The organism is Sphingomonas sp. DMC6 (assembly GCF_056314225.1).
In genome coordinates, this window is record NZ_JBQUYT010000002.1 from 334,461 (window position 1) to 356,904 (window position 22,444).

The 22,444-nt window shown below is 68.6% G+C and carries 22 protein-coding genes, 1 tRNA gene and 1 riboswitch; of the genes, 5 read left to right on the forward strand and 18 right to left on the reverse strand.

The window, feature by feature from the left end:
- Positions 1–16: 16 nt before the first annotated feature.
- Positions 17–697, forward strand: a complete 681-nt coding sequence (gene trmB, locus ACT53M_RS05430; protein WP_476231993.1) for a tRNA (guanosine(46)-N7)-methyltransferase TrmB — start codon at positions 17–19, stop codon at positions 695–697.
- Here trmB and ACT53M_RS05435 read toward each other — a convergent pair.
- From ACT53M_RS05435 to ACT53M_RS05455, 5 genes are all read right to left on the reverse strand, one after another.
- Positions 682–1,983: a cobyrinate a,c-diamide synthase gene (locus ACT53M_RS05435; protein WP_476231994.1), complete on the reverse strand. Its 1,302-nt coding sequence runs from the start codon at positions 1,981–1,983 to the stop codon at positions 682–684. The two genes, trmB and ACT53M_RS05435, sit on opposite strands and share 16 nt — an antisense overlap.
- Positions 1,980–2,591, reverse strand: a complete 612-nt coding sequence (gene cobO / locus ACT53M_RS05440; RefSeq protein WP_476231996.1) for a cob(I)yrinic acid a,c-diamide adenosyltransferase — start codon at positions 2,589–2,591, stop codon at positions 1,980–1,982. The genes ACT53M_RS05435 and cobO overlap by 4 nt, the downstream gene beginning before the upstream one ends.
- The gene (locus ACT53M_RS05445; RefSeq protein ID WP_476231998.1) at positions 2,588–3,160 is read right to left on the reverse strand and encodes a hypothetical protein; all 573 of its coding nucleotides are present in this window, start codon (positions 3,158–3,160) and stop codon (positions 2,588–2,590) included. Before ACT53M_RS05445 ends, cobO begins: the two co-directional genes overlap by 4 nt.
- Positions 3,161–3,360: 200 nt before the next feature.
- A riboswitch (cobalamin riboswitch) is annotated at positions 3,361–3,561 on the reverse strand.
- Positions 3,562–3,602: 41 nt separating this feature from the next.
- Positions 3,603–4,772, reverse strand: a complete 1,170-nt coding sequence (gene lldD / locus ACT53M_RS05450) for an FMN-dependent L-lactate dehydrogenase LldD (RefSeq protein ID WP_476231999.1) — start codon at positions 4,770–4,772, stop codon at positions 3,603–3,605.
- 145 nt (positions 4,773–4,917) lie between these two features.
- Positions 4,918–5,010: transfer RNA gene (locus tag ACT53M_RS05455), tRNA-Ser, on the reverse strand.
- 157 nt (positions 5,011–5,167) lie between these two features.
- Here ACT53M_RS05455 and ACT53M_RS05460 point away from each other — a divergent pair.
- Complete coding sequence (locus ACT53M_RS05460; protein ID WP_476232000.1) at positions 5,168–5,926, forward strand: DUF1134 domain-containing protein; 759 nt, start codon at positions 5,168–5,170, stop codon at positions 5,924–5,926.
- 42 nt (positions 5,927–5,968) lie between these two features.
- Here ACT53M_RS05460 and ACT53M_RS05465 read toward each other — a convergent pair whose 3' ends face one another.
- The gene (locus ACT53M_RS05465; protein WP_476232001.1) at positions 5,969–7,291 is read right to left on the reverse strand and encodes a dihydroorotase; all 1,323 of its coding nucleotides are present in this window, start codon (positions 7,289–7,291) and stop codon (positions 5,969–5,971) included.
- A gap of 48 nt (positions 7,292–7,339) precedes the next feature.
- Between ACT53M_RS05465 and ygfZ the strand changes: the two genes are divergently transcribed.
- On the forward strand, positions 7,340–8,050 hold the full coding sequence (gene ygfZ, locus ACT53M_RS05470; RefSeq protein WP_476232002.1) for a CAF17-like 4Fe-4S cluster assembly/insertion protein YgfZ: 711 nt from the start codon (positions 7,340–7,342) through the stop codon (positions 8,048–8,050).
- 33 nt (positions 8,051–8,083) lie between these two features.
- Here ygfZ and ACT53M_RS05475 read toward each other — a convergent pair whose 3' ends face one another.
- The 9 genes from ACT53M_RS05475 to ACT53M_RS05515 all read right to left on the reverse strand — a co-directional run bounded on the left by ACT53M_RS05475 (position 8,084) and on the right by ACT53M_RS05515 (position 16,227).
- A complete protein-coding gene (locus ACT53M_RS05475) occupies positions 8,084–8,380 on the reverse strand; it encodes an energy transducer TonB family protein (RefSeq protein ID WP_476226501.1) in 297 nt (98 codons plus the stop codon).
- 367 nt (positions 8,381–8,747) lie between these two features.
- A complete protein-coding gene (locus ACT53M_RS05480; RefSeq protein ID WP_476232003.1) occupies positions 8,748–10,832 on the reverse strand; it encodes a TonB-dependent receptor in 2,085 nt (694 codons plus the stop codon).
- Positions 10,833–10,998: 166 nt separating this feature from the next.
- Positions 10,999–11,307: a hypothetical protein gene (locus ACT53M_RS05485; protein ID WP_476232004.1), complete on the reverse strand. Its 309-nt coding sequence runs from the start codon at positions 11,305–11,307 to the stop codon at positions 10,999–11,001.
- A 294-nt stretch (positions 11,308–11,601) separates the two neighbouring features.
- Positions 11,602–12,741: an OmpA family protein gene (locus tag ACT53M_RS05490; protein WP_476232005.1), complete on the reverse strand. Its 1,140-nt coding sequence runs from the start codon at positions 12,739–12,741 to the stop codon at positions 11,602–11,604.
- Between the two features lie 108 nt (positions 12,742–12,849).
- Positions 12,850–13,350: a DUF2793 domain-containing protein gene (locus ACT53M_RS05495; protein WP_476232006.1), complete on the reverse strand. Its 501-nt coding sequence runs from the start codon at positions 13,348–13,350 to the stop codon at positions 12,850–12,852.
- On the reverse strand, positions 13,347–14,444 hold the full coding sequence (locus ACT53M_RS05500; RefSeq protein ID WP_476232007.1) for a GTA baseplate fiber-binding domain-containing protein: 1,098 nt from the start codon (positions 14,442–14,444) through the stop codon (positions 13,347–13,349). The genes ACT53M_RS05495 and ACT53M_RS05500 overlap by 4 nt, the downstream gene beginning before the upstream one ends.
- A 33-nt stretch (positions 14,445–14,477) precedes the next feature.
- Positions 14,478–14,849 (reverse strand): HK97 family phage prohead protease, encoded by a 372-nt coding sequence (locus ACT53M_RS05505; protein ID WP_476232009.1) that lies wholly within the window; start codon positions 14,847–14,849, stop codon positions 14,478–14,480.
- Positions 14,846–15,943 carry a phage portal protein gene (locus ACT53M_RS05510; protein WP_476232010.1) on the reverse strand — a complete coding sequence of 366 codons (1,098 nt, stop codon included), beginning with the start codon at positions 15,941–15,943 and terminating at the stop codon, positions 14,846–14,848. The genes ACT53M_RS05505 and ACT53M_RS05510 overlap by 4 nt, the downstream gene beginning before the upstream one ends.
- A complete protein-coding gene (locus tag ACT53M_RS05515; RefSeq protein WP_476232012.1) occupies positions 15,940–16,227 on the reverse strand; it encodes a hypothetical protein in 288 nt (95 codons plus the stop codon). The genes ACT53M_RS05510 and ACT53M_RS05515 overlap by 4 nt, the downstream gene beginning before the upstream one ends.
- 324 nt (positions 16,228–16,551) lie before the next feature.
- On the opposite strand from ACT53M_RS05515, the gene ACT53M_RS05520 reads away from it, so the two are divergent.
- On the forward strand, positions 16,552–16,965 hold the full coding sequence (locus ACT53M_RS05520; RefSeq protein WP_476232013.1) for an endonuclease domain-containing protein: 414 nt from the start codon (positions 16,552–16,554) through the stop codon (positions 16,963–16,965).
- 170 nt (positions 16,966–17,135) lie between these two features.
- On the opposite strand, the gene ACT53M_RS05525 is transcribed toward ACT53M_RS05520, so the two are convergent.
- A complete protein-coding gene (locus ACT53M_RS05525; RefSeq protein ID WP_476232014.1) occupies positions 17,136–18,455 on the reverse strand; it encodes a DNA-packaging protein in 1,320 nt (439 codons plus the stop codon).
- Positions 18,452–18,952, reverse strand: coding sequence for a hypothetical protein (locus tag ACT53M_RS05530; protein ID WP_476232015.1), 501 nt, complete (start codon positions 18,950–18,952; stop codon positions 18,452–18,454). Before ACT53M_RS05530 ends, ACT53M_RS05525 begins: the two co-directional genes overlap by 4 nt.
- Before the next feature lie 445 nt (positions 18,953–19,397).
- On the opposite strand from ACT53M_RS05530, the gene ACT53M_RS05535 reads away from it, so the two are divergent.
- A complete protein-coding gene (locus ACT53M_RS05535) occupies positions 19,398–21,488 on the forward strand; it encodes an ATP-binding protein (protein WP_476232016.1) in 2,091 nt (696 codons plus the stop codon).
- A 12-nt stretch (positions 21,489–21,500) separates the two neighbouring features.
- Here the strand turns inward: ACT53M_RS05535 and dapF are convergent, their stop codons facing one another.
- Entirely contained in the window at positions 21,501–22,442 is a 942-nt protein-coding gene (gene dapF / locus ACT53M_RS05540; protein WP_476232018.1) for a diaminopimelate epimerase, read from the reverse strand.
- Positions 22,443–22,444: the final 2 nt, after the last annotated feature.

The following is a 22,444-nucleotide window of genomic DNA, read 5'->3' on the forward strand; positions in this document are numbered from 1 at the left end:
CTATGCGCTGCGGCCCATGGCCGATCCCACTACCATCCGTCGCCTTTATGGCCGCCGCCAGGGGCACAAGCTGCGCCAGGGCCAGTCCGCCCTGGTCGAGGAATTGCTGCCGCGCCTGAGCGTGCCCGATACCGGCCCGCTCGATGCGAAGGTGCTGTTCGGCGACGAGCGCCCGCTGGAATTCGAAATCGGCTTTGGCGGCGGCGAGCATCTTGCCGGCCAGGCGAGCGCACGCCCGGACCATGGGTTTATTGGCTGCGAGCCGTTCCTGAACGGCGTGGTCGGCGCGCTCAACCATATCCGCGACGGCGACCTGTCGAACGTGCGGCTGCACATGGGCGACGCGCTGGAAGTGATGGAGCGGCTGCCCGACGCCAGCCTGAGCAGGGTCTATCTGCTCCACCCCGATCCCTGGCCCAAGGCACGCCACGCCAAGCGCCGCATGGTCAATCACGGCCCCCTCGACCTCATCGCCGCCAAACTGAAGCCCGGCTGCGAATTCCGGCTGGGTACCGACGACCCCACCTATTGCCGCTGGGCGATGATGGTGCTGGGCCAACGCCGCGACTTTGTGTGGCAGGCGCAGGTGGCACAAGACTTCCTGACCCGCCCCGCCGACTGGCCCGAGACGCGCTACGAACGCAAGGCGCGCCGCAAGGGGCACGAGGTGTGGTACTTCCGCTACGTGCGGGTCTGATCGCTCCGAAACAGCGCAGCCACCGCCAGCGGCGCTGACGGGAAATAGCTATGGACGTAGCTGGCGGTTAAGCTGCCGTGGCGGAACAGCGCCTCCCCCGTCCCGCCGTTCGGGTTGGTCGCGCGCAGGGACGGCGCGAGCGGCGTTTCCAGTCGAGAGAAATGGAAGGTGTGGCCGCGCAATTCGCCTTGCGGAAGCGCCAGCGCCTGTAGTCCCAGCGCGGCAAGGCGTGGTTGCAGCACTGCGTCGCCGGGCATCAGTCCCAGCATCGCCGTACGCCCGCCCCGGCCATCGCCAAGGCTGTCGAGGCAATAGAGCATCCCCCCGCATTCGGCGAGGATCGGCTTGCCGGCGGCATGGTGCGCGCGGATCGCCGCCCGCATCGCGTGGTTGGACGCCAGCGCCTCCAGATGCAGTTCGGGATAGCCGCCGGGTAGCCACAGCGCGTCGCAATCCGGAAGCACGCTGTCGGCAAGCGGCGAGAAGAAGCACAGTTCCGCCCCCATCGCCGTCAGGCAATCGCAATTGGCGGGATAGAGGAAACCGAACGCCGCATCGTGCGCGACGGCGATCCGCACTCCGGCCAGTGCCGGTGGCGCTGCGGGCAGGTCCGGCGCGGCAAAGGCGGCCGGGTCTGGCAGCCATGCGGCCCCTGCGGGCAGGCGATCGGCGGCGCGGTCGATCCGGGCATCAAGATCGGCGATCTCCCCCGCCTGCACGAGCCCGAGATGGCGTTCGGGAAAGCCGATCTCGCCGTCGCGCGGCAAGGCGCCCAGCCAGGCGATGTCGCTTGGTACGCTCGCTTCCAGCATCGCGGCATGGCGTTCGCCCGCCACCCGGTTGGCGAGCACCGCCGCGACACGCACATCGGCGCGGTAGCGGGAAAGACCCAGCGCCAGCGCGCCGAAGGTCTGCGCCATCGCGCTGCCATCGATCACCGCCAGCACCGGCAAGCCGAAGCGGGCGGCGAGGTCGGCCGCCGAGGGATCGCCGTCAAACAGGCCCATCACCCCTTCGACCAGGATCAGGTCCGCTTCGCACGCGGCGGCATGGAGCAGCGCGCGGCAGCGATCCTCACCGACCATGAACAGGTCGAGTTGATGGACGGGTCCGCCACTCGCCTGTTCAAGGATCATCGGGTCGAGAAAGTCAGGCCCGCATTTGAACACGCGGACCCGCCGCCCGGCGCGCCGGTGCAAGCGGGCGAGCGCCGCCGTCACCAGCGTCTTGCCCTGGCCCGATGCCGGCGCCGCAACGAGCAGTGCCGGGCAGCATGCCACGCTCACCGGTCGACCCCCTCCTGCGCGCGGATACCGGCGCGGAAGGCGTGCTTGACGTCGCCGATGCTGCTGACCGTATCGGCGGCCTCGACCAGTGCCTCGTGCGCGGCGCGGCCAGTGATGACGACATGCTGCATCGCCGGGCGGGCGAGGATCGGCGACAGCACCTCGTCCAGCTCCAGATAGCGATAGGTGATGAGGTAGGTCAGCTCGTCGAGCACGACCAGGCTGATTGCCGGATCGGCCAGCGCGGCCTTGGCCTTTTCCCACCCCGCGCGGGCGGCGGCGATGTCGCGCTGGCGGTCCTGCGTCTCCCAGGTAAAGCCTTCACCGCAGCGTTCCCAGACGACATCGGGGTGGCCGGCAAAGAAGGCGCGCTCGCCCACTTCCTCGGCACCCTTGATGAACTGGAACACCGCCGCCTTGCGGCCATAGCCTAGCGTGCGCGCGACCATGCCGAAGGCGCTGGACGACTTGCCCTTGCCGTTGCCAGTCAGCACCAGCAACAGGCCCTTGTCCCCGGTGGCAGCGGCGATCTTCGCATCGACCACCGCCTTGTGCTTCTGCGCGCGCTCGCGATGCTGGCGGTTTCGCTCTTCCTCGGACAGGCTCATCGTGCGCGCACCCGGCGCAGGTCGGGCCGCAGCGCGAGCAATACCGCTACCGTGCCGGCGGTTGCACCTGCCCAGATCAGTGTCGCCAGCAGCGTCGGCGGATAATAGCGGGCAATGCGGGGCAGGAGGCCCGCCAGCGTCGGCGCGTCGAACCGGCCGCTGAGAAAATAGAAGCCGCCGCTCGACAGCAGCTCCGACACGAAGCTTGCGGCAATCAGCACCAGCGCGATGGCGGGCAGCGCGGCCAACCGCACACCGGCACGATCGCGCATCCAGCGCCCGGCGAACCACATCACGCCGTATGCCGGCACCAGCATCGCATAGGCGGCGGTGAAGCAGAAATCGGACTGGCCGAACAAGCGGATTACGACCACGTCGATCGCGAAGGTCAGCGCGAACAGCGCCGCGAACGCCAGGGTGCGCGGCACGAAGAAGCCGAGCACGAAGAAGCTGGCCAGCGCCGTCTCGGGCAGATGCACGAACGGGCTGAGCGAATGGCTGCGGGTGACGAGCGTCACCAACACGAGCAGCGCAAAGACGATGCGCTGGAAACGGGGGGTATCGATCATGGCATTCTCCCGGAACAGGGGGTGGAATGGCCGTTGCCGCCGCGCGGGCGGGCATGGGGAAGCGGGCGATGCACGGGTGGCATCGCGGCTGCGAGATCAGGTCAGCGGTGCTTCGACATCGGGCTTCCCTTCGGCAACAGACACGGCTTGTCGTCCGCCAAGGGATAGCCCTCGTCCGCCCGGTACATCCCGCCCGCGCGAAGGAACGACGGTATCGGGCCGGTTTCCTGACTTGCCGGATCGTCGCGCCGTCGCCGCCTTCTCGGGGGCCAGGCCCCCAATGGCATGATGGCGATGCGCTCACCGGCTACAGTTGCGGGAGCAGTGCCGGCTTTGGTGGAGACCCACCGCCCGGACTTCCCGATTAAGCCCTTTCGGGCACCCGTTACGCTGCTCGTGATAGGCGCGCCGCGCGACGGGCACAAGCCAGCGCGCCGGGCGCTTACTGCGCGCTGCGCCCGCGTACGATCTCTGCCTCGACGGCGACCAGCTGATCGCGAGTGATGTCGGCGATGGTCCGGGCTCCGGTGAGGATCATCGTCACCCGCAAGTCGGCCGCGATCAGCTCCAGCAGATGTTCGACGCCGGCTTGGCCCCGCGCCGCCAACGCATAGACATAGCTTCGGCCGAGCAGGACGCCCTGCGCGCCCAGCGCCAGCATCCGCGCCACGTCCAGCCCGGAGCGTATGCCCGAATCGGCAAGCACGGTCATGTCGCCCGCAATCGCGTCCGCCACATAAGGAAGCGCGCGCGCGGTGGGGATCGCACCATCGAGCTGGCGGCCGCCATGGTTGGAAACGATGATGGCATCAGCCCCCAGCCGTGCGGCGTCGCGCGCATCCTCCGGGTCCAATATGCCCTTCAGGACCAGCTTGCCCTTCCAGCTCTCGCGAATCCATTCGAGGTCGGACCAGCGGATCGAGGGATCGAAATTCCGCGACAGGAAACCGGTATAATCCTTCATCCGCATCCGGCGGCCGGTATAGCGCTCGATATTGCCGAACGAGAGCGGCCTGCCCAGCACGCCCACATCGAGCGCCCAGCGCGGATGCATCACCGCTTGCATGTACTGGCGCAGCGTGGCGCCGCTGCCCGCCATGCCCGAATGGCGATCGCGATAGCGCGAACCCGGCGCCGGCATGTCGACCGTGAAGACCAGCGTCTTCATGCCCGCGGCCCAGGCCCGCTCGAGCGAGCTCTGCATATAGCCGCGATCCTTGAGCACATAGAGCTGCGACCACAGATCGCCCTCGGCATGTTCGGCGACTTCCTCGATCGAGCAGACCGAGACGGTGGAGAGGATATAGGGAATGCCCTTTGCCGCCGCCGCGCGCGCCGCCTGCACTTCGCCGCGACGCGCATACATGCCGGTGGCACCGACTGGGGCCAGCGCGAACGGTAGCGCCCAGGGGCTGCCTAGAATTTCCGTACCCAGGTCAGGCTCGCCCACGCCGTGCAGCACGCGCTGGCGAAGCGCCACGCCCTGCAATTCGGCCACGTTGCTGCGCATCGTGCTTTCGGTGACGGCACCGCCATCGATATAGTCGAATAGAAAGCGGGGCAGCCGGCGCCGGGCGGCTTCCCGATAGTCGGTGGGTGCAGAAATGATCATCGCGCCGCCCCGTTAGCAACAACCGGAACGCCGCGAAACGAAATATGGGGACGCCTTCGATGCCGCATCCGCTGCGCGCCGGCGGGTGTGCCAATGGCACAGCCGGGCCTTTCCGACTTAACCCGTTGATTTTATTGTAATTGAATGGCGGAGACGGAGGGATTCGAACCCTCGGTACGAGTAATCCCCGTACGGCGGTTTAGCAAACCGCTGGTTTCAGCCACTCACCCACGTCTCCGGAAAGGGCCTGAGGGCGAGCCCTATAACGAAGCGATGCGGGGGGATCAACCGGTAGAACCACCCGAACGCGAAATCGACTCAGGTTATCGCCCGTTCATTGCAGCGACAGCCGCTTGGCTTTAGCGTCTCCGCACATTTTGGGGGTGGAATTGACGATGCGATTGCGTTCTCTGGCGTTTTGGTCGGCGGCTGCGCTGATGGGGCTGGCGACCGTGCCGGCAGCGGCGCAGGTCACGACAGTGGACCCCAACGCGGCGATCGATTCGGACCTGCGCAGCCCGCCGCCGCAGGCGACGACGGCGCCGGCGGATGCGCCCACCTATCCCCCGGCCGACAATCCCCCGCCTCCGCAGCAGGACATGCAGGCCACGCCGCCCGCCGCCGCTACCACGGCGCCCCAGCCGGGCGACAATGTCCGGCAGCAGGCGACCGATACCTTCGCGCAGGACGACGTGCTTTCCGCCGCAGAGGGCGTGTTCGGCAAGGGCGCCGCTGGCCTGGCCGGCCTCATCGAGAAGATCCTGAAGGATCAGGGCCAGCCCAATGCCTATATCGCCGGCAGCGAGGCGGCGGGCGCGATCGGCGTCGGCCTGCGCTATGGCAAGGGCCAGATGTTCCACAAGATCGAGGGCCAGCGGCCGATCTACTGGACCGGCCCGTCGATCGGCTTCGACGTCGGCGGCGATGCCAACAAGGTGTTCGTGCTGGTCTATAACCTCTACGACACGCAGGACATCTACAAGCGCTTCCCGCAGGGCGAAGGCCGCGTCTATGTCGTCGGCGGCTTCTCTGCTTCGTATCTGCGCCGCGGCGACATCGTGCTGATCCCGGTGCGCCTCGGCGTCGGGTGGCGGCTGGGCGTGAACGCCGGCTATATGAAATTCAGCGAAAAGCAGCGCTGGCTGCCCTTCTGATCGCAGACGGGCGGGACCGCACATCGGCCCCGCCCCGCTTGCTCAGCCGAAGTCGACTGCCTCGAACCGCACCGGCTCGCCGATCGCCGCCTCGGCGAGTTCTGCTTCCCACATCACCCGGTTGCCGCGGATAATCGTGCCGACCGGTCGCCCGGTCAGCGTCATGCCGGTGAACGGCGACCAGCCGCAGCGCGATGCCAGCCAGCTTTCCTCCACCGTCCAGCGCGCCTTCAGGTCGACCACGGTGAAATCGGCGTCATAGCCCGGCACGATCCGCCCCTTGCCGACAATGCCGAAGATGCGCTGCGGCCCGGCGCTGGTCAGGTCGATCAGCCGCTGCAGCGTCAGCCGCCCTTCGGCGACATGGTTCAGCATCAACGGCAGCAGCGTCTGCACCCCGGGCATGCCGCTGGGGCTGTCCGGATAGGCCCGCGCCTTCTCCTCGCGCGTATGCGGCGCATGGTCCGATCCGAGCACGTCGGGCACGCCCTGGCGCAGCCAGTGCCACAGCCCGTCGCGATGCGCGCCGGAGCGGATCGGTGGATTCATCTGGGCATAGGTGCCGATCGCGGGATAGGCTTCCTCGCCCGCCAGCGTCAGGTGCTGCGGCGTCACTTCGCAGGTCGCGATGTCCTTGTGCTGGCCCAGCAGCTCCAGCTCGGCCGGCGTGGTGACGTGGAGCACATGGATGCGCCGCCGGGCCTCGCGCGCCAGCCGCAGGATGCGCCGCGTCGCCAGGATCGCGCTTTCGTCGTCGCGCCACACCGGATGCGAAGCCGGGTCGCCCGGCACCCGTTCGCCCAGCCGCTCCTGCATGCGGAACTCGTCCTCGGCGTGGATCGCCACGCGACGGTGGCCGGAGGCGAGCACGCGCGCCAGATTGGCATCGTCGGAGACGAGCAGGTCGCCGGTCGAGGCGCCCATGAAGATCTTCACCCCCGCCGTGCCGGGCAGCCGCTCCAGTTCGGCCAGCGCCTCGGCATTATGGTTGGTCGCGCCGACATAAAAGGCATGGTCGCACCACATGCGATGGTGCGCGCGCCGCAATTTGTCGGCCACCGCCTCGGCGCTGTCGGTATTGGGCTTGGTATTCGGCATTTCGAACACTGCGGTCACGCCGCCCAGCACCGCCGAGCGGCTGCCGCTTTCCAGGTCTTCCTTGGTCTCCAGCCCCGGCTCGCGGAAATGGACCTGACTGTCGATCACGCCCGGCAGCACGTCGAGCCCGGTGCAGTCGATTACCTCGCCCGCATCGCCGACATCCCCGACCGCGACGATCTTGCCGCCGCTGACGCCGATATCGACTTCGGCCGGACCGGAAGGAAGGTGGACGCGGCCCCCGCGCAGTTTCAGTTCGACGTGCATGATCCTCAGCCTCTTTCCCGTGGCGCCACGGAGCCCTACCTGTTCGCCATGGCCAATACCAGCACCCGCCTAGCCTCCCGCGCCCTGCTCCGCCTGTCGGGCGACGACGTGAAGGGCTTTCTCCAGGGCCTGCTCACGCAGGACATGACGAGCGTAACGCCCGAAGCGCCGCAATGGGCGGGGCTGCTGACGCCGCAGGGCAAGGCACTGTTCGACTTCCTGCTGTGGCCCGATGGCGACGCGATCCTGATCGATTGCGAGGCGGAGCAACGCGAGGCCCTGGCCCGCCGCCTGACGCTCTATCGCCTGCGCCGCGCCATCACGATCGAGGCGGTGGAAGGTGCCGTCCACTGGTCGCCCGAACCCGGCCGCGGCGTGCCCGACCCCCGCCTGCCGGACCTGGGCTGGCGCTGGCTGGGCGAGGCGGAGGGCGATCCCGCCGACGATGGCTGGCGCGCGCACCGGCTGGCGTTGGCCGTGACGGAGGGCACGGCCGAACTCGGCCAGGACCAGACGCTATGGCTGGAATGCAACGCCGCCGAGCTGCACGGCGTCAGCTTCACCAAGGGCTGCTATGTCGGGCAGGAAAATACCGCCCGGATGCACTATCGCTCGAAGGTCAACCGCCGGCTGGTTGTGGCCCCCATCGCCGAGCCGGGTCCGCGGACGCGCGTGCGCTATCCGGATCTGGGGCTGATGGTGGAACTGCGCCGGGTCGAGGAACTGGGGGATGCGCGGGTGCCGGTGTGGTGGGGGTGAGCAGGGCCGAATGTATCGTCGATACGATACATCCTATTCGAAGCTGAACGGAATCGTAAACGCCCGTTCCGTCTCCGCAAGTTGAACGGGCGGCGCCGGGAAAGGCGCGGCCCGTTCAACCGTCCGCATCGCGAGCCGGTCCAGCATCGGATTGCCGCTGCCGCTCCGCACGGCGAGCCGGCGCAAGCGTCCGCCAGCGTCGATTTCGAACTCCAGGAGCACCGTTCCCGCCAGCCGAATCCCCCGCGGCCGGCGTGCGGCGATATGGCGCCACAGCCGCGTGGCATAATCACTGCGTAGCGATCCGCCGTCGCGTGGCGGCGGGCTCACCTGCGAAGATTCAATGACTGCGGGCTGGGGCGGTGGGACCGTCGGCGCAGACACGGTTATCGCCGGGGAAGCGGTGGGCGCCGCCGGAGGAACCAGCGCCCGCGGCGGGGAAACGGCCGCAACCGGCAAGCGCGATGCTCGCCCGGGCAACGCCCGCGGCGTGCGATGCCTTGACGACGGCACCCGCCGGACAGCCGGCTCCGGCACCGCGAACACCGCAATCGCCGTATGCCGCTTTGGCGCAGGCAATCGGTCCGGACGTTGCGCCAGCACCAGCAGGGCGAGGCCGGCAAGCGCCAGTCCGGCCCCGCCCAGCCCGATCGGCGGCACGGATGCGGGGCGGCGATACCGGGCCGCCCCGCCCGTCTCAGAACGCCTTGCTGATCTGGACATTCAGACTGCGGCCCCGCCCCGGCACCGGGCGAAGCGCACCCGTCGCCTGATAATCGGCGATCGATTGGCCGCCGAGCGGCAGCGCGTAGCGCGCATCGAACAGGTTGCTGACATCGAGCCCGAGACGGAATCCCTTCCAGCTATAGCCCGCACCCAGGCTGACAAGGGCATAGCCTTGCGTCTTCGGTTCGTTACGTGTGGCATCGACCCGGTCCTTGTCCGCCACGGCCTGCACTTCCGCAAAACCGTCCCAGCCCCGCGCGGCGGCGTGCACGCCGATCGTCGCATTCAGCGGCATCTGGTGATATAGCGGCTCGTCATCGGTCAGGTTTTCGCCGTGCAGCCAGCTGGCAGCCACGTCGATCCACGCGCTGTCGCCCGCGCTCCCCTGCCACAGCGATGCCCGGCCGCTGAGGTCGACACCATAAAAGCGTGCTTCACGGTTAGCGAACTGCAACTGCACGAACCCGCTCGGCATGCCCATCATGTTCCTCAGGTCCGCCAGCTTCACCACATCGATATAATCGGCGACGTGCGTGAAATAGGGTGCGATGCGCAACGACCAGGGCGACTTGCCTTTCCCCGTCACTGTCACGGCCGCACTGACGGTATCGGCACGCTCCGGCTTCAGGTTTAGGTTCCCGACATAGCCGTTACCGTCCCCGAACCAACCGATCATCGTGCTCGCCATGGCGCCACGCCCCCAGGCATAGCGCTCGTACAAGGTCGGAGACCGCACCTTGCGGGCATAGCCAAGATCGATCGCCACCGCTCCCGCCGGACGGTATTGCAGCATCGCCGATCCGCTCCAATTGCTGTCATGCCGGGCGTGGCCGGCCGCGTTGAATGCGGCGGCGGCCATGGTGTCGGCCATCTGCATCATGCCTGTGCCATAGGGTGCGACATCACCGGTGTTCATCCACACCTGGTCGTTGCGGATGCCGATGGTGGTGTTCAGACGGTCGTGCCAAGCCGACTTCACTTCGACGAAGCTGCCCAGCCGGTCGCGATGCGCGCGGTTGATATTGAGGAACGTGCCCGGTCCCATCATCATGCTGCCGGCCACCGGTGGCCACCAGTCGTTCAGCCACTGATGATGCAATTCGCTGCCGAACCCGATTATATGCATCGAAGAAACGGGGGCATTGACCTTCAGCGTATAGCCCGCGCTATGACCGTCCGTGTCCATCGGCATGCCGCCGTCCGCGGTACCGCCCTTGTCAACCAGGAAGTTCATTTCGTGCCGGACATTGCGGTACTGGACCCGCAAATCGACATCTCCCCAGCCGAATACCCCCAGATAATGGCCGTTGACGAACCACGAGCGATTGTCCGTCATGTCCATATACTGGTTCGGAAATCCCTCATAGGGAGCGTATTGATAGCCGCCACGCAACTCGAACAGGCCCGCGCCGGTCTGCGCCGCGAGCGCAAGGCTGTGATCGGTCTTGGCGAATTCGGTCGAGCGAACCACACCGGCATTGCCGCCGCCCTTGTAGTTGTCCGACTGGGTGTACGAACCGGCATAGCTCAGGCTGAGGCTGCGGGTGGCGACAGTGACGGTTCCTGACCCACCAAAGCCGTCGCCGTTCGAGCGGTAAAAGGCCGTGGCCCGGCCGGTAACCAGCGTGTCGCCGTTCGTTGCAAAGCGTGGCGCAGGGCTGTCCACCGCAATGGCGCCGCCGATGCTGTCGCCGCCCATGCTGACCGGCGTTGCGCCGGTCAGCACGGCAATCGAACCGATCGTCTGCGGATCAGCATAGGACAGGGGCGGGTTCATGTTATTCGGGCAGACCTCGTCGATCTTCACCCCGTCGACCAGGATCGATACCCGCTGATTGTCCAGCCCGCGGATTGTCGGCAGGCTCGAAACGCCGCCCGCGCCGAAAGCCGACACGCCGGGAAGCTGCGCCAAAATCTCGGCGACGTCGCTGCTCCGCGCAGTCCAGGAATCCAGCATCGCGCGGGATACCGGCATTACCGTGCCCGGATCGGCGGCAGAACCGACATCGACCTGGGGCAGCGGCGTTGCCTGCTGGGCAAAGGCAGGCGCCGTCATGCAGAGAAAGGAAATGCTCGCCAGCAGCGTGCAACGAAGTGATCGCGCGGTCGCGCGCGACGAGAGGGAAATGGTCATTGCTGTATCTCGACTAAAGCCGCGCGGCGCGCGTGCGCCGCAGGCAGGAAGGATCAGCAGACGCAGCAATGCGACTGCTGGTACGAGGTCAGGCGAGAAACAGCGGAGGCGCGTGACTGGGCGGCGGCGGTGCCGCCATTCCCCGGCCGGGGCGGATGCCAAGGCGCGGGATCGGGGACGTATTCGCCATGAACGACAGCGCCGCAAGTACCGACGGTGCCAGATCGGGCAGTATCGTCGGCACGGCATGAAGCGCAAAGGTGCAGGGCGACCGATGATCGACCGTGCCGCCCTCGTGGTGATCGCCCGTCATCGGAATTGCCAGGGCGACCGGGACAGGCCCCTGGCCCGAGCAGATCGCCACCACGATCATATGGTCGGGTGCCGACGCGGGCATGAAACCCGGCGGTATCGCGATGTTGAAGGCAAGCGCAAGCGATGCGCAAAGCGCCATTACGGCACGCATCCACCCGCGTCGATATTGCACCAGCCCCATCGGTCGCGCCTGCTACGCACCATGACGGCACTGCGCAATGCGGACTATACCTGATAGAGGAAGAAGAAGCCGTTTGGAAATTCGCGGAACAGCGAATTTCAAGGTAGCGCCGGCCCTTCCCCCGCACGAAAAAAAGGGAGGCCGATTGCCCGGCCTCCCCTCTTTGTTTCCATCCCGTACGGGTGGGAACAGGTCTTACTGGCCCGAACCGGGGCCGTAGGTGATTTCGACACGGCGGTTCTGCAGTTCGCGGACGCCGTCGGCGGTCGGAACGCGCGGGTTGCTTTCGCCGAATCCCTGCGCGGTGACAGCCGCGTCCGGAATGCCCTTGCCGGTCATGTAGGTGCGGACCGTGTCAGCGCGACGCTGCGAGAGCTTCACGTTGTAGGCGGCCGAACCCGAGCGGTCGGTGTAACCGGCGATCATCACCTTGGTGTTCTGGCAGTCAGCATAGTTGCTGATCGCATTGTCCAGGATGCTCGCGGCTTCCGGCGTGATGTCCGACTTGTTCCAGTCGAAGAACACGATGTACGGGCCGGGGGTGCAGACCTTGGCTTCGGGAGCCGGGGCCGGGGCCGGGGCCGGAGCCGGAGCGGGCTCGGGGGCCGGAGCCGGGGTCGGCGCGGGTGCCGGAGCCGGTTCGGGCTCCTTGCCGCCGAAGTTATAGGTCAGACCGACCAGCAGGCTGTGCGAGCGATAACGGCCCTTCCACTGGTTGCCGCCGAGATCGACCAGCTTGACGTTCGGTGCGTTGAAGAAGCGATACTTCAGCGAGACGTCGACATGCTTGTTGATCGGTGCGCGAACGCCGGCCAGTGCCTGCCAGGCGAAGACGGTGTCGGAGTCGTTCAGCGAGTCAGCCGGACCAGCGACGCGCAGACGGTCCTTGATGCGGGCCACACCCGCACCGCCGCCAACAAAGCCCTGCAGGCCATTGTCATCGCCGAAGTCGAGCAGGCCATTGACCATGAACGACAGCGCCGACGCAGAGCCGCTGGCCTGCGTGTAATTTCCAGCCGCTGCGGTCGTAGCGGCACTGCCAGTCACGTTCGGGATCGCGATCGACGTGTTGGCGCTGTCGACGCGCGCACGGCGATAGCTCACTTCGGCTTCGGCACGGAACGGACCGAAATCATAGCCGATTTCGCCGCCGAAGTCGTAGCCGGCATGGTGGTTCTGCGTCACGACATCCTTGCTGGTGCCAACGTCGAAGTGAATGTCTTCGACGAGCATCGCGCCGCCTTCAACACCCACATACCACGAGTCATCGCGGGCAAGGGCGGGCGTGCTGAGCGCGGTCGTCGCAAGTGCCAGAGTGACGGCAAGCTTCCGCATCATATTCCCCTTTCATGGTTGTCCATACGGACAGGCCAAACTCACTACTCAAACCAAAGTTTCCACGCAAGCGCACAAATCCGGGGACTGTTGCAGGAACGTCACAGGTTAAACCTCTTCGATCAACCCGTGGCGCCGCAATGCCTGCAATATCCCCGAAACCGACTGCCGCGCTTGCGCGTCAACCGTCGTGCCTCCGCTAGGTTCCCTTATAGAGGGCTGGCGCGCGCCAACAACCTGGGTGCCGCCGACGTGCAGGCGGCCATGGACCTCGCCGACATGCCAGTTGCCGCCGGTGAAGCGCGCCTCGCCGGCATCCACGCCCAGCCAGAAGCGCATGCCTTCGACCGGGGCGACGAAGCGCCAGCCATTATCGTTCCAGCAGGCAATATGCTGCGGGCGCGAAGACCAGTCGCCGGTGGGATGGGAACCGGCCAGCCAGCACTGGCCGGGCTGGGGATCGGCCGGCGGCGTATCGATATCGTGGCCCGCCAGCGCGCCCTGAACGACAATGTCGAGCCGCGCCAGCGCTTCGTTATGGGTGATCTCCTTCTGGGCCTGGCCCGCCTCAAGGAAAGGCAGGGCCATGCGGGGCGTGCTGGTGGTCACGTGCTTCCTCCTGTTGCAAGGATAAAGAGAGTCGCGGGTGCGGAGGCGGCGAAGGTGCCGATCTGGCGCACCGCCACGGTGCCGCCGGCGGCAAGCAGCGCGGCGGGAAGGTCGCAGACGGGGGCCGAGACTTCGGCCGCCCAGCCGATCGCGTCGATCGTCACCCGGTAGCGTTCGGCCTCTTCGACGAGCGGCGCGTCGATGCCGTCGCGCCAGCTCCAGCCGGCGCGGCTGCGGCGGATCCAGCGCAGTTGCAGCGCGTCGCCGATGCGCGCCGCCTGCAGATGCACCGGCGCAGGCGGGCGCAGCGCCAGCCCCTCCACCGTGCAGTGCGCCGGAGTGGCGCTCCCCGCATCGCCGGTGCCCTGGGCGAGAAGCTGCACAGCGGTGCCCACAGCCGGGGCCAGCGGCAGCGTCGCCAGCGCATCGCGGTCGAGCAGGACGAAGCCGTCGCCCGGCTGCTGGGTGCCGATCGCGGCTTCGGTGCCGCGCCGCCCGCGCCACAGACGGTGCAGCCGCCAGCGCGTGGCGGACAGCCGTTCCGCCGCGCCGAACTGCACCAGCTCGCGCCCGACCAGTGCAAGGTTGGCGCCGCCGTCCAGCGCAGCGTCGTCGGCACCGGCAAGCAGCATCCCGGCGTGGAGCAGCTCGACTTCACAGTAGTTCCGCAGGTCGGCGAGCGCGGCCAGCGCATGGCCCGGCGGCACGGCAACGGTCCCCGAATGGCGGGATAGGCGGTGCTCCCCGCCGCCTCCCAGCGCGATCCGCCATCGGTGCTGGCGAGCAGCGCCGCGCTGCGCCACCCCGCGCCCGTCCCCGCCGCCACGACATAGAGCTGCGGCCGGCTCGCCGGCGTATCGTCGAGCGGCGGCAGCTCGAACAGCTGCACCACCGTCTCGCCCGCCACTGCATCCGCCGCCGCCAGTGCCCGCCCGCCGCTGGCCGGGACCACCAGCGCCTCGCTCGCCAGCCGCGAACCCCCGCACATAGCCCTCGAACGCCGCGCTCGCCACCGGCCGCCCGCCCGCCAGCATCGGCCGCACCGGAACCGGCGCCACCGTATCGAAGCTCTCCACGAGAACATCATTCTCCATCTTCATCCTCCGTCTTCACCAAAAGGGATAAATTCATGCCACCGCATGTACCCGCGCCAGCGGCTGCATCGGCTGCGCGACCAGACTGACCTCGAGCAGCTTCAGCCGCGTCAGTTCGCGCGCCGCCCCGTGCCGCGCCGCCGCCACCCGGTATCCGAACGACAGCCCGTTCACCGCGCCCGCCGCCACCAGCGCCGCCAGCCGCGGATCCTCCACCCGGCCGATCACGCGCAGCCCGCGCGCATCCTCCCCGATCGTCTCGATCACCCCCACCGGCGCGCCCTGATGCTGCCACAGCAGCGGCACCGGCCGCACCGGCCCGAACGCCCCCGCCCGCACCACATCGCCGCCGCGATCGACCGCATCGAACACCGCCGCATAGCCGGCGAAGCGCACCCCGCTCACAGCCCCACCAGCCGGCGCTTCTCGTCCTCGCTCAGGAAATCGGCGCCGCTCACCTGGCGCCACAGCCGCTCGCGGTCCTCGGCCAGCGCCGTCACCTGGTCGACATCCACCGCCAGCGCCGCATCGGGGAACCAGCCCGCCAGCCCCTGCGCCAGCCCGGCCAGCACCTGTTCGGCCAGCGGCAGGATCGCCAGCCGCCACAGCGCGCGATTGGCCTCGCGGTAATTGGCATAGGCGGCATCGCCCGGCAGCCCCAGCAGCATCGGCGGCACGCCGAACGCCAGCGCGATCTCGCGCGCCGCCGCCGCCTTCAGCCCCACAAAGTCCATGTCGGCCGGGGTCAGGCTCAGCGCCTGCCATTTCAGCCCGCCTTCGAGCAGCATCGGCCGCCCGGCATTGGCGGCGCCGGCAAAGCCCGCCTCCATTTCGTCCTTCAGCCGCGCGAACTGGTCGGGGCTCAGCGCCGATCCGTCGCCGGGGTCATAGACCAGCGCCCCGCTCGGCCGTGCCGCATTGTCGAGCAGCGCCTTGTTCCACCGCGTCGCCGCATTGTGGATCGCGATCGCCCCCGATGCCGCGCCCAGACAGCCCAGCCCATAATGGTCGTCGGCCGGATGAAAGGCGCGCAGATGGACGATCTGCGGCCGCCCGCCATCGTCCGCCGCCAGCCGGGTGACATGCTCGCCCACCCGGTAGCGATAGGCGACCGGCCAGCCGCCCGCGTCGGGCTCCACCGTCACGCGCTCCGGCCGCAGCGGATACAGCCCCGTCACCGCGCCCGTGCTGTCGGTCAGGATCTGGGCATAGCCATTGCCATGGAGCAGCAGCTGCGCCGCCAGCGCCTCCACCAGCCGCTGCCCCGCCACCCGCGCGGTCACCAGCGCGACCAGCGCCGGCTCCGATCCGGTGAGCGGCGCCCCGCCCGCGCCCTCCGCCACCAGCTTCACCGCGCGCTGGGCAATCGGGTTCTGGCAATAGCCTTCGCGAAGCTGCGCCTCGTAATTGCGCGGCCAGTCGCCAAAGCTGCCCCATCCCGCCCGCGCCAGCGCCGGCCGGGCGGCCTCGCGCGCCGCCTTGCGCCCGAACCACCTCATCGCGCCAGCTCCGCCGGGCTCAGCCGCCCGTCATGGTCCAGGTCGCGCGACCAATATGCCGCCACCGCCGCCGCGCGCAGCGCATCCCAGAAGCCGCCGGTCAGCCGGTCGGGCGGCATCGCCCGCGCGACCATCGCCTGCACTTCGGCCGCGTCCAGAAAGCCGTCGCCATCGGCATCATTAACCGCCACCACCGCCGCAGCCCCGGCCAGCGCCACCTTCCCCTGGAGCGCACACGCCCCCGTCAGCAGGGCCAGCAGCCCTGCCGTGATGATTTTCCGCATAACAGTTTCTCCCGACTAATCCCCCTCCCTGAAAGGGAGGGGAGTGCAGGGTCGGCCATGCCCCCGGCATGGCCTGAACAGCGCGGGGCGCTGTTCACCCGGCACTGGGTGGGTGCGCGCGTCTGCGCGCTTCAAAGACTCCATCCCCCGCTTGCCCCGCACGCCGCCGCCTCACGGCGGCGGACCCACCCCCAACCCCTCCCTGCAGGCAGGGAGGGGCGCGAAGGCGGACAGCGCAGCCAGTGGCAATATTGCGTCCGCATCCGATCCATCTGCCGCCCCCGCCGATTGACCATGACTTCCGCGCACACCTAACCCCGCGCCATGCCCCGCCGCCGCATCCCGCTGGCGCTGACCGCCAATGCCCGGGCGCTGCGCGAGCAGCCCACACCGGCCGAACTAGCGATCTGGCACCGGCTCAGCCGCTACCGGCCGCCCTTCACGCGCCAGCTTTCGGAGCCGCCCTTCATCCTCGATCTCGCCCATCGCAGTGCCGGACTGGCCATCGAGTTCGACGGCAGCCAGCATCTGGACACCATCGAAGCGGACACGCGGCGGGCGGCGTATCTGGAACGCAAGGGCTGGAAGATCCTCCGCCTGTGGAACAGCCAGGTGCTGGAAAACCCGGACGGCGCCGCGGAATATATCGTTCGCGAAGTCGAGCGGTGTTTGGGCCGCCCGCTGGAAGCAATCCCCAGCCGCGCCGGACGCCCGAGAAATCCCAGAACACGGAAGTGAAACCCAACTAACTCCCCTCCCTGAAAGGGAGGGGCTGGGGGTGGGTGCGCGCGTCTGCGCGCTACAAAGACTCCATCCCACAGCCCCGCCGGAGCCCCGCCGCCTCTCGGCGGCGGACCCACCCCCACCCCCTCCCTGCAAGCAGGGAGGGGAGCGAAGAACACCCCCACTCACAACCCCCGCACCGCCGCCCTTCCCCGCCGGCCCAGCATCAGTTCCGTCACTGCCCAGACCAGCGCATCCGCCCGGTCCGGCGAGCGCCCCGGCCCCTGATAGCCGCCGGCCGCCTGCAGCCCCGCCAGCTCCTCTTCCAGCACCGGGAACACGCCCGCATGCCAGATCCGCCCGCCCTCATAGAGCAGCGCCACCGGCTCGCCCCGGCGCACCTTGCTCTGGCTGGCATGCACCAGCCGCAGCGGCAGCCCGGCGTCGGCGGCCTTCAGCACGCTTGCCACCATCGCGCCGCCCTGGTTCTTTTCCGCCACCACACAGGCCGCGCCATGCCGTGCCGCGCAGGCCGCCACCGCCGCCGCCCAGCCTTCGGGGCGCAGGCCCTGCACGCTGGCATCCTCGAGCACATAGCCATGGCCGTCCTCGCCCAGCCCCACGGCGACGATGCCGCAGGCATCGCCCCCGGTGCCCGCCGGGGGATCGACGCCCACCACCACGCGCCGCATCTCCGGCACCTCGGCCGCCCGCTGCCGCTCGATGAGCGCGCGCGGCCACAATGCGCCTTCGACATCGTCGATCATGTCGCCGTCCAGCTCCTGCCGGCCCAGCCGCGTGCCGGCATAATCGGCCAGCATCGCCGCCACGAAACTGTCGGGCAGGTGCGGATTGTCGCGCGTCTTGCCACGGGTCTCGTGCACCCCCGGCATCGCCATCACCCGGCGCATCAGCTTCACCGGGCGCGGCGTCGTCGTCACCACCACGCGCGGCCGCGCGCCCTGGCGCAGCCCCATCAGCAGATTGTCCCACGCCGCATCGCCCGCCCGCGCCGGCCATTTCGCCAGCTCGTCGCACCAGGCAAAGCCGTGCTCCGGCCCGCGCAGTTTCTCCGCCGCCTCAGCCGAATAGAGATAGGCGCGGGCGCCGGCGGGCAGGTCCACCTCGCCCACGCTCGGCCGCCAGCGCAGCCGTTCGTCCTCCCGCGCAGCAGCGAGCAGGCCCGACGGCCCTTCCACCATCACCCGCCGCACCTCGTCGATCGTCGCGCCGACCAGCGCCACCCGCACCCTGGGATGGTCGCGCGCCATCTGCAGCACCCATTCGGCGCCCGCCCGCGTCTTGCCGAAACCGCGCCCGGCGCGGATCAGCCACACCCGCCAATCGCCATCGGGCCAGAACTGGCCGTCATGCGCCCAGCGTTCCCACCATTCGTTGAACACGCGCAGATGCGCGCCCGGCAGTTGCCGGACCAGCCGGGTGCGGTCCGCCGCCGGTGCCAGCGCCAGCCGCGCCATGGCGTCGAAAGGTTCCGCGCCGCTCATCGCGGCCCCCGCTCGCCGGCCAGCCGCTTCGCCAGTGCATCCAGCTTCTTGATGAGCGCCGCCTCCGCCTCTTCGCGACTGGCGCGCACCACCGCGCCGGTGCTGCCCCGGGGACGCCCCTCGCGCGTCGCACGGTGCAGCCGCAACAGGTCCATCGCCAGCTTCGGGTCGAACGGCTGCGGCGGTACTGCGTCGGGGTCCGGCGCGATGTCGTTGATCGGCGCGGCACCGCCGGCATGGTCGAGCAACTGCTCTTCCAGCCGGTCATAGCCCAGCAGGATCGCCTGCCGCCACAGCTCGGCAAACTGCGGGTCGCGGCGGCGCAGCGCATAGGCGCGCGCCTTGGGCACGCCGACATGCGCCGCCGCGCGGGTGACGTTGCAGGTCGCCGCCAGCATATCGAGAAAGTCCGTGCGCAGCTTCTTGGTCCAGCCCCGGTCGGGCGCGGCGCGCACCTGCGTCCGACGGTTCTTACCGCCGGTGATCTTGTCGTCCATCGCTTTTCTCCGGAAACGCAAACGGGCCGCGACACCCCCTCGGCATCCGGCCCGTTTGGGGAGCCGCTCTTCGCGACTCGCAATTCTTCAGCGTTCCCGATATGTGCCATATCAGCGTGACGATGTCAATCTCTTTTTACCTATATGGTTTGTCAATGTTTCGCTTGCGCAAAGACTCCCGATGACTCTAGAATCGGCGCACGACATCGTTTCATGGTCGCAGTCAGGGGGTTGCCCATGGTCGAATGCATGTTGCGCCGCCTATGGCGGCGGGGGGAAGATTTTTCAGTAACGCGGCACCCGATGGTGAACGCATGACGAGGTGCCCCGATCGGGCCCATCTGCCTTGCGCACCCCTCCCGCAACGCGGAACCGCACGTTGAGCCTGGGGGAAACCCTCCTCCCGCCGCTCGGCGCGGGAAGCCGATTGAAAACACACCGCGTCATGCGCGCGCCATCTGCCCAGAGCGGCGTGGTTACGCTCGGCCCCTTGCGGCCGATCCTGGTTGCCCTGGTCGTTGGTACGACCTTCATCGCGCTTGCCCTTTGGATCGCCTGCAACACGATGCTGGCGAAGGATCGTCAGCATACGATCGACGCGGCCGTCCGCGACAATCGCAACCACGCAATTGCCTATCAGGAATTTGTCGCGCGGACGCTCGATGCGGCGCGCGTGGCGGCAGACCACATCGCGCACCATGTCGCCCCCGTGCTGATCGCGCAGGACCATGGCACGAATCTGGGGCTGCTTTCTCGAATATCGTCCACTACCAGCATCGTAACATCGGTGCTGGTGGTGGATGCTGCCAACCGGGTCCGCTTTTCCACCAGCGACAGGCCCGTGCCCATTGACCCCGCGCTGCACGACCAGCTCCAGCGCCTGCGCAGCAGCGATGCCCGGACGGACCTTGCCATCGCCCCTCCCGCCGTCTCGCACCAGGGCCGGCCGCCGCTGGTGCCGCTGATCCGGCCGATCCGCGATGCGCGCGCGCGCTATGCCGGAGCGGTGATCGCGGAAGTGCCCGTCGCGCGCTTTACCGATTTCGGCGCGGGCATCGAGATGGGACCGCTCGATACGCTAACGTTGATCCGGTTCGACGGAATCCTGCTCGCCCGGCGCGAGGGCAAGCGCGTCACATATCGCCAGGATCTGCGCCGCCTTTCGGGGCCGGGGCATCTGCGGTTCGACACCGATGCAGACTTTATCGGCCCCAGCGCGATCGACGGCATACCGCGCCTCTTCAGCCATCGCCCGCTGCCGCAATATGGCGTCTCCGTTTCCACCGGCATGGGCGAGCAGGACATTTTGGCGGACGTGCGTCGCCGCGCGGCGCGGACCCATTGGCTCATGGCCGGAATTACCCTGGCGCTGGCCTTCTTTGCGGGCCTGTCGATCTACGCATTGCTGCGGCGCGAGCGGGCGGCGCGCGCGCTCGCCGACGCGAACCGTCGCCTGTGCGAGGCGCAGCGGATCGGCGGGATCGGCGACTGGGAATATCGCGTGCGGACGCGCGAGCTGATCCTGTGCGAGCAGTTGCGCCACCTCTATGGCGGCAGCGGGGCGCACCGCGTGGCTTCGCCCGGGGTCGCGCTGGCGCACTTCATGCGAGAGGATCGCGAACGGCTTTCCGCTGCCGCACAGGCGGCGATCCGCACCCGCGCGCCACAGCAGTGCGACGTGGTTGCCTGGTTCTCCCCCGGCAACCCTTCGCACCGGCGGGTACGGGTCGCCCCCATTTTCAGCAGCGGCGGGCGGCTCGTCTCGCTGATGGGCACCGAACAGAATATCGACGCGGAAAAGGCGCATCACCAGCTCCGCGACCAGATCGCGCATATCGCCCGAATCGAGGCCATGAACATGATGGCGGCGACGATCGCGCACGAGCTGGCCCAGCCGCTCACCGCCGCCTCCAACTATCTCGCTGCGGCGCGCTTTGCCGCTACGTCCAATCCGGCGCTGCTGGAAGATTTGCTGGGCAAGGCGCGCAGCCAGATCGCGCTGACGCACGGCATCGTCCAGCGCGCACGCGACCTGGCGGGCAACCGGCCGGGCGAAAGCCGCGCCAATCTGGTCGAGGTGGTGGAAGACGCGATCGCCGTGGCGCGCGTGTCGCTGCCGGGCTGTTGCACCCACATCGGCACCGATCTCGATCCCGCCGCGCTGTGGGTGGCGGCGGACCGGGTGCAGACGGAGCAGGTGCTGCTCAACCTCATCCGCAATGCCTGCCAGGCGATGGCGGGGCGCGAGGACGCTGCGGTGCGGATCGGCAGCCGGCTGGCCGATGCCGATACGGTCGAACTGATGGTCATCGACAACGGGCCTGGCATCCCGGCCGATGCGGGGGATATCTTCGCGCCGTTTGTAACCGGGCGCAAAACGGGGGTCGGCCTGGGCCTGTCGATCTGCCGGACGATCGTTGAATCCTATGGCGGCCGCATCCGCGCCCTGCCCGCGCCGGGCGGCGGGGCGATGATCTGCTTCACGCTGCCGCTGCTGTCGGTCGCCGAGCCGGAGCCGGTCGCGCAGACCGCCTGATCCGCTTTTGGCTCAGAGCGTGGCGAGCAGGCCCTGCCAGGCGGCATCCTCGTCGTCGCGGCGGCGCAGGATCTGCAGCCCCTCGGCCGTGCCGCGTACCGGATCGACCTCGACGGTCGCGTCGTAGAGGAAGGTGGCATTGCCGCTGATCTGGACGATCCGCCCGGCGCTCGCCCGGCCGCGTACCAGCCCGCCGCGGTTGAACACGCGGATGTCGCGGTCATAGGCAACGCGGCCGGTCAGCGCGGCGGCGAGGACTGAGGCGGCCATGGCGCTGCCGCAGCTGTCGGTCAGGCCCACGCCGCGCTCGAACGTGCGGACGAACAGGCTGTCCTCGCCGCGCAGCTCGACAAACGAGACATTGGCGCGGGCGGGGATCAGCGCGGGGCCGGCCTCGCACCAGGTGCCCAGCGCGACCAGCTCGGCGTCGTCGACCTGCTCGACAAAGCTGATCAGGTGCGGGTTGGGCATGGCAATGGCGGTGAAGGCGCGGTCGCTCGGCAGGCCGGGGACGGGCGCGTCGACGCTCTGCTCCGCAACGCCTTGCAGGCCGACATCGGCGGCGCGGATCGAGGCGGGGCCGACGGTCGTGCGGATCGTCGTCACGCCCGGCGCGACATCCGCCTCGCGCGCGACATCGGCCTCGCTGGTCTTCAACTTCACCCGCGCCGCATCCAGCCCCAGCAGCTCGAACCCGAGCCGCGCGGTGCACCGCAGGCCGTTAAGGCAGGTCTCCGCCTCCGACCCATCCACATTCCACATCCGCATGCCGAAGCCGGAGTCCGCGTCAACGGTCACCAGCGCCAGCAACCCGTCGCCACCCACTGGTCCTCCGCGGTCCGCCAGCGCGCGGGCGATACCAGCCCATGTCGCATCGTCCAGCGCCAGCGCGCGCGCATCGACGAGAGGGAAATCGTTGCCGGACCCGTGGCATTTGATGAAGGCGATCTGCATGG

Bases quoted from the DNA above. Each gene is read 5' to 3' on its own strand.
- ACT53M_RS05520 (WP_476232013.1), top strand. From the start codon at position 16,552: ATGCCCCGCCGCCGCATCCCGCTGGCGCTGACCGCCAATGCCCGGGCG.
- ACT53M_RS05465 (WP_476232001.1), bottom strand. From the start codon at position 7,291: ATGCACGTCGAACTGAAACTGCGCGGGGGCCGCGTCCACCTTCCTTCC.
- cobO (WP_476231996.1), bottom strand. From the start codon at position 2,591: ATGAGCCTGTCCGAGGAAGAGCGAAACCGCCAGCATCGCGAGCGCGCG.
- ACT53M_RS05480 (WP_476232003.1), bottom strand. From the start codon at position 10,832: ATGACGGCGCCTGCCTTTGCCCAGCAGGCAACGCCGCTGCCCCAGGTC.
- ygfZ (WP_476232002.1), top strand. From the start codon at position 7,340: ATGGCCAATACCAGCACCCGCCTAGCCTCCCGCGCCCTGCTCCGCCTG.
- ACT53M_RS05530 (WP_476232015.1), bottom strand. From the start codon at position 18,952: ATGGACGACAAGATCACCGGCGGTAAGAACCGTCGGACGCAGGTGCGC.
- ACT53M_RS05485 (WP_476232004.1), bottom strand. From the start codon at position 11,307: ATGCCCGCGTCGGCACCCGACCATATGATCGTGGTGGCGATCTGCTCG.
- ACT53M_RS05525 (WP_476232014.1), bottom strand. From the start codon at position 18,455: ATGAGCGGCGCGGAACCTTTCGACGCCATGGCGCGGCTGGCGCTGGCA.
- ACT53M_RS05445 (WP_476231998.1), bottom strand. From the start codon at position 3,160: ATGATCGATACCCCCCGTTTCCAGCGCATCGTCTTTGCGCTGCTCGTG.
- trmB (WP_476231993.1), top strand. From the start codon at position 17: ATGGCCGATCCCACTACCATCCGTCGCCTTTATGGCCGCCGCCAGGGG.
- ACT53M_RS05535 (WP_476232016.1), top strand. From the start codon at position 19,398: ATGCGCGCGCCATCTGCCCAGAGCGGCGTGGTTACGCTCGGCCCCTTG.
- lldD (WP_476231999.1), bottom strand. From the start codon at position 4,772: ATGATCATTTCTGCACCCACCGACTATCGGGAAGCCGCCCGGCGCCGG.
- dapF (WP_476232018.1), bottom strand. From the start codon at position 22,442: ATGCAGATCGCCTTCATCAAATGCCACGGGTCCGGCAACGATTTCCCT.
- ACT53M_RS05515 (WP_476232012.1), bottom strand. From the start codon at position 16,227: ATGCGGAAAATCATCACGGCAGGGCTGCTGGCCCTGCTGACGGGGGCG.
- ACT53M_RS05510 (WP_476232010.1), bottom strand. From the start codon at position 15,943: ATGAGGTGGTTCGGGCGCAAGGCGGCGCGCGAGGCCGCCCGGCCGGCG.
- ACT53M_RS05490 (WP_476232005.1), bottom strand. From the start codon at position 12,741: ATGCGGAAGCTTGCCGTCACTCTGGCACTTGCGACGACCGCGCTCAGC.
- ACT53M_RS05460 (WP_476232000.1), top strand. From the start codon at position 5,168: ATGCGATTGCGTTCTCTGGCGTTTTGGTCGGCGGCTGCGCTGATGGGG.
- ACT53M_RS05500 (WP_476232007.1), bottom strand. From the start codon at position 14,444: ATGGAGAATGATGTTCTCGTGGAGAGCTTCGATACGGTGGCGCCGGTT.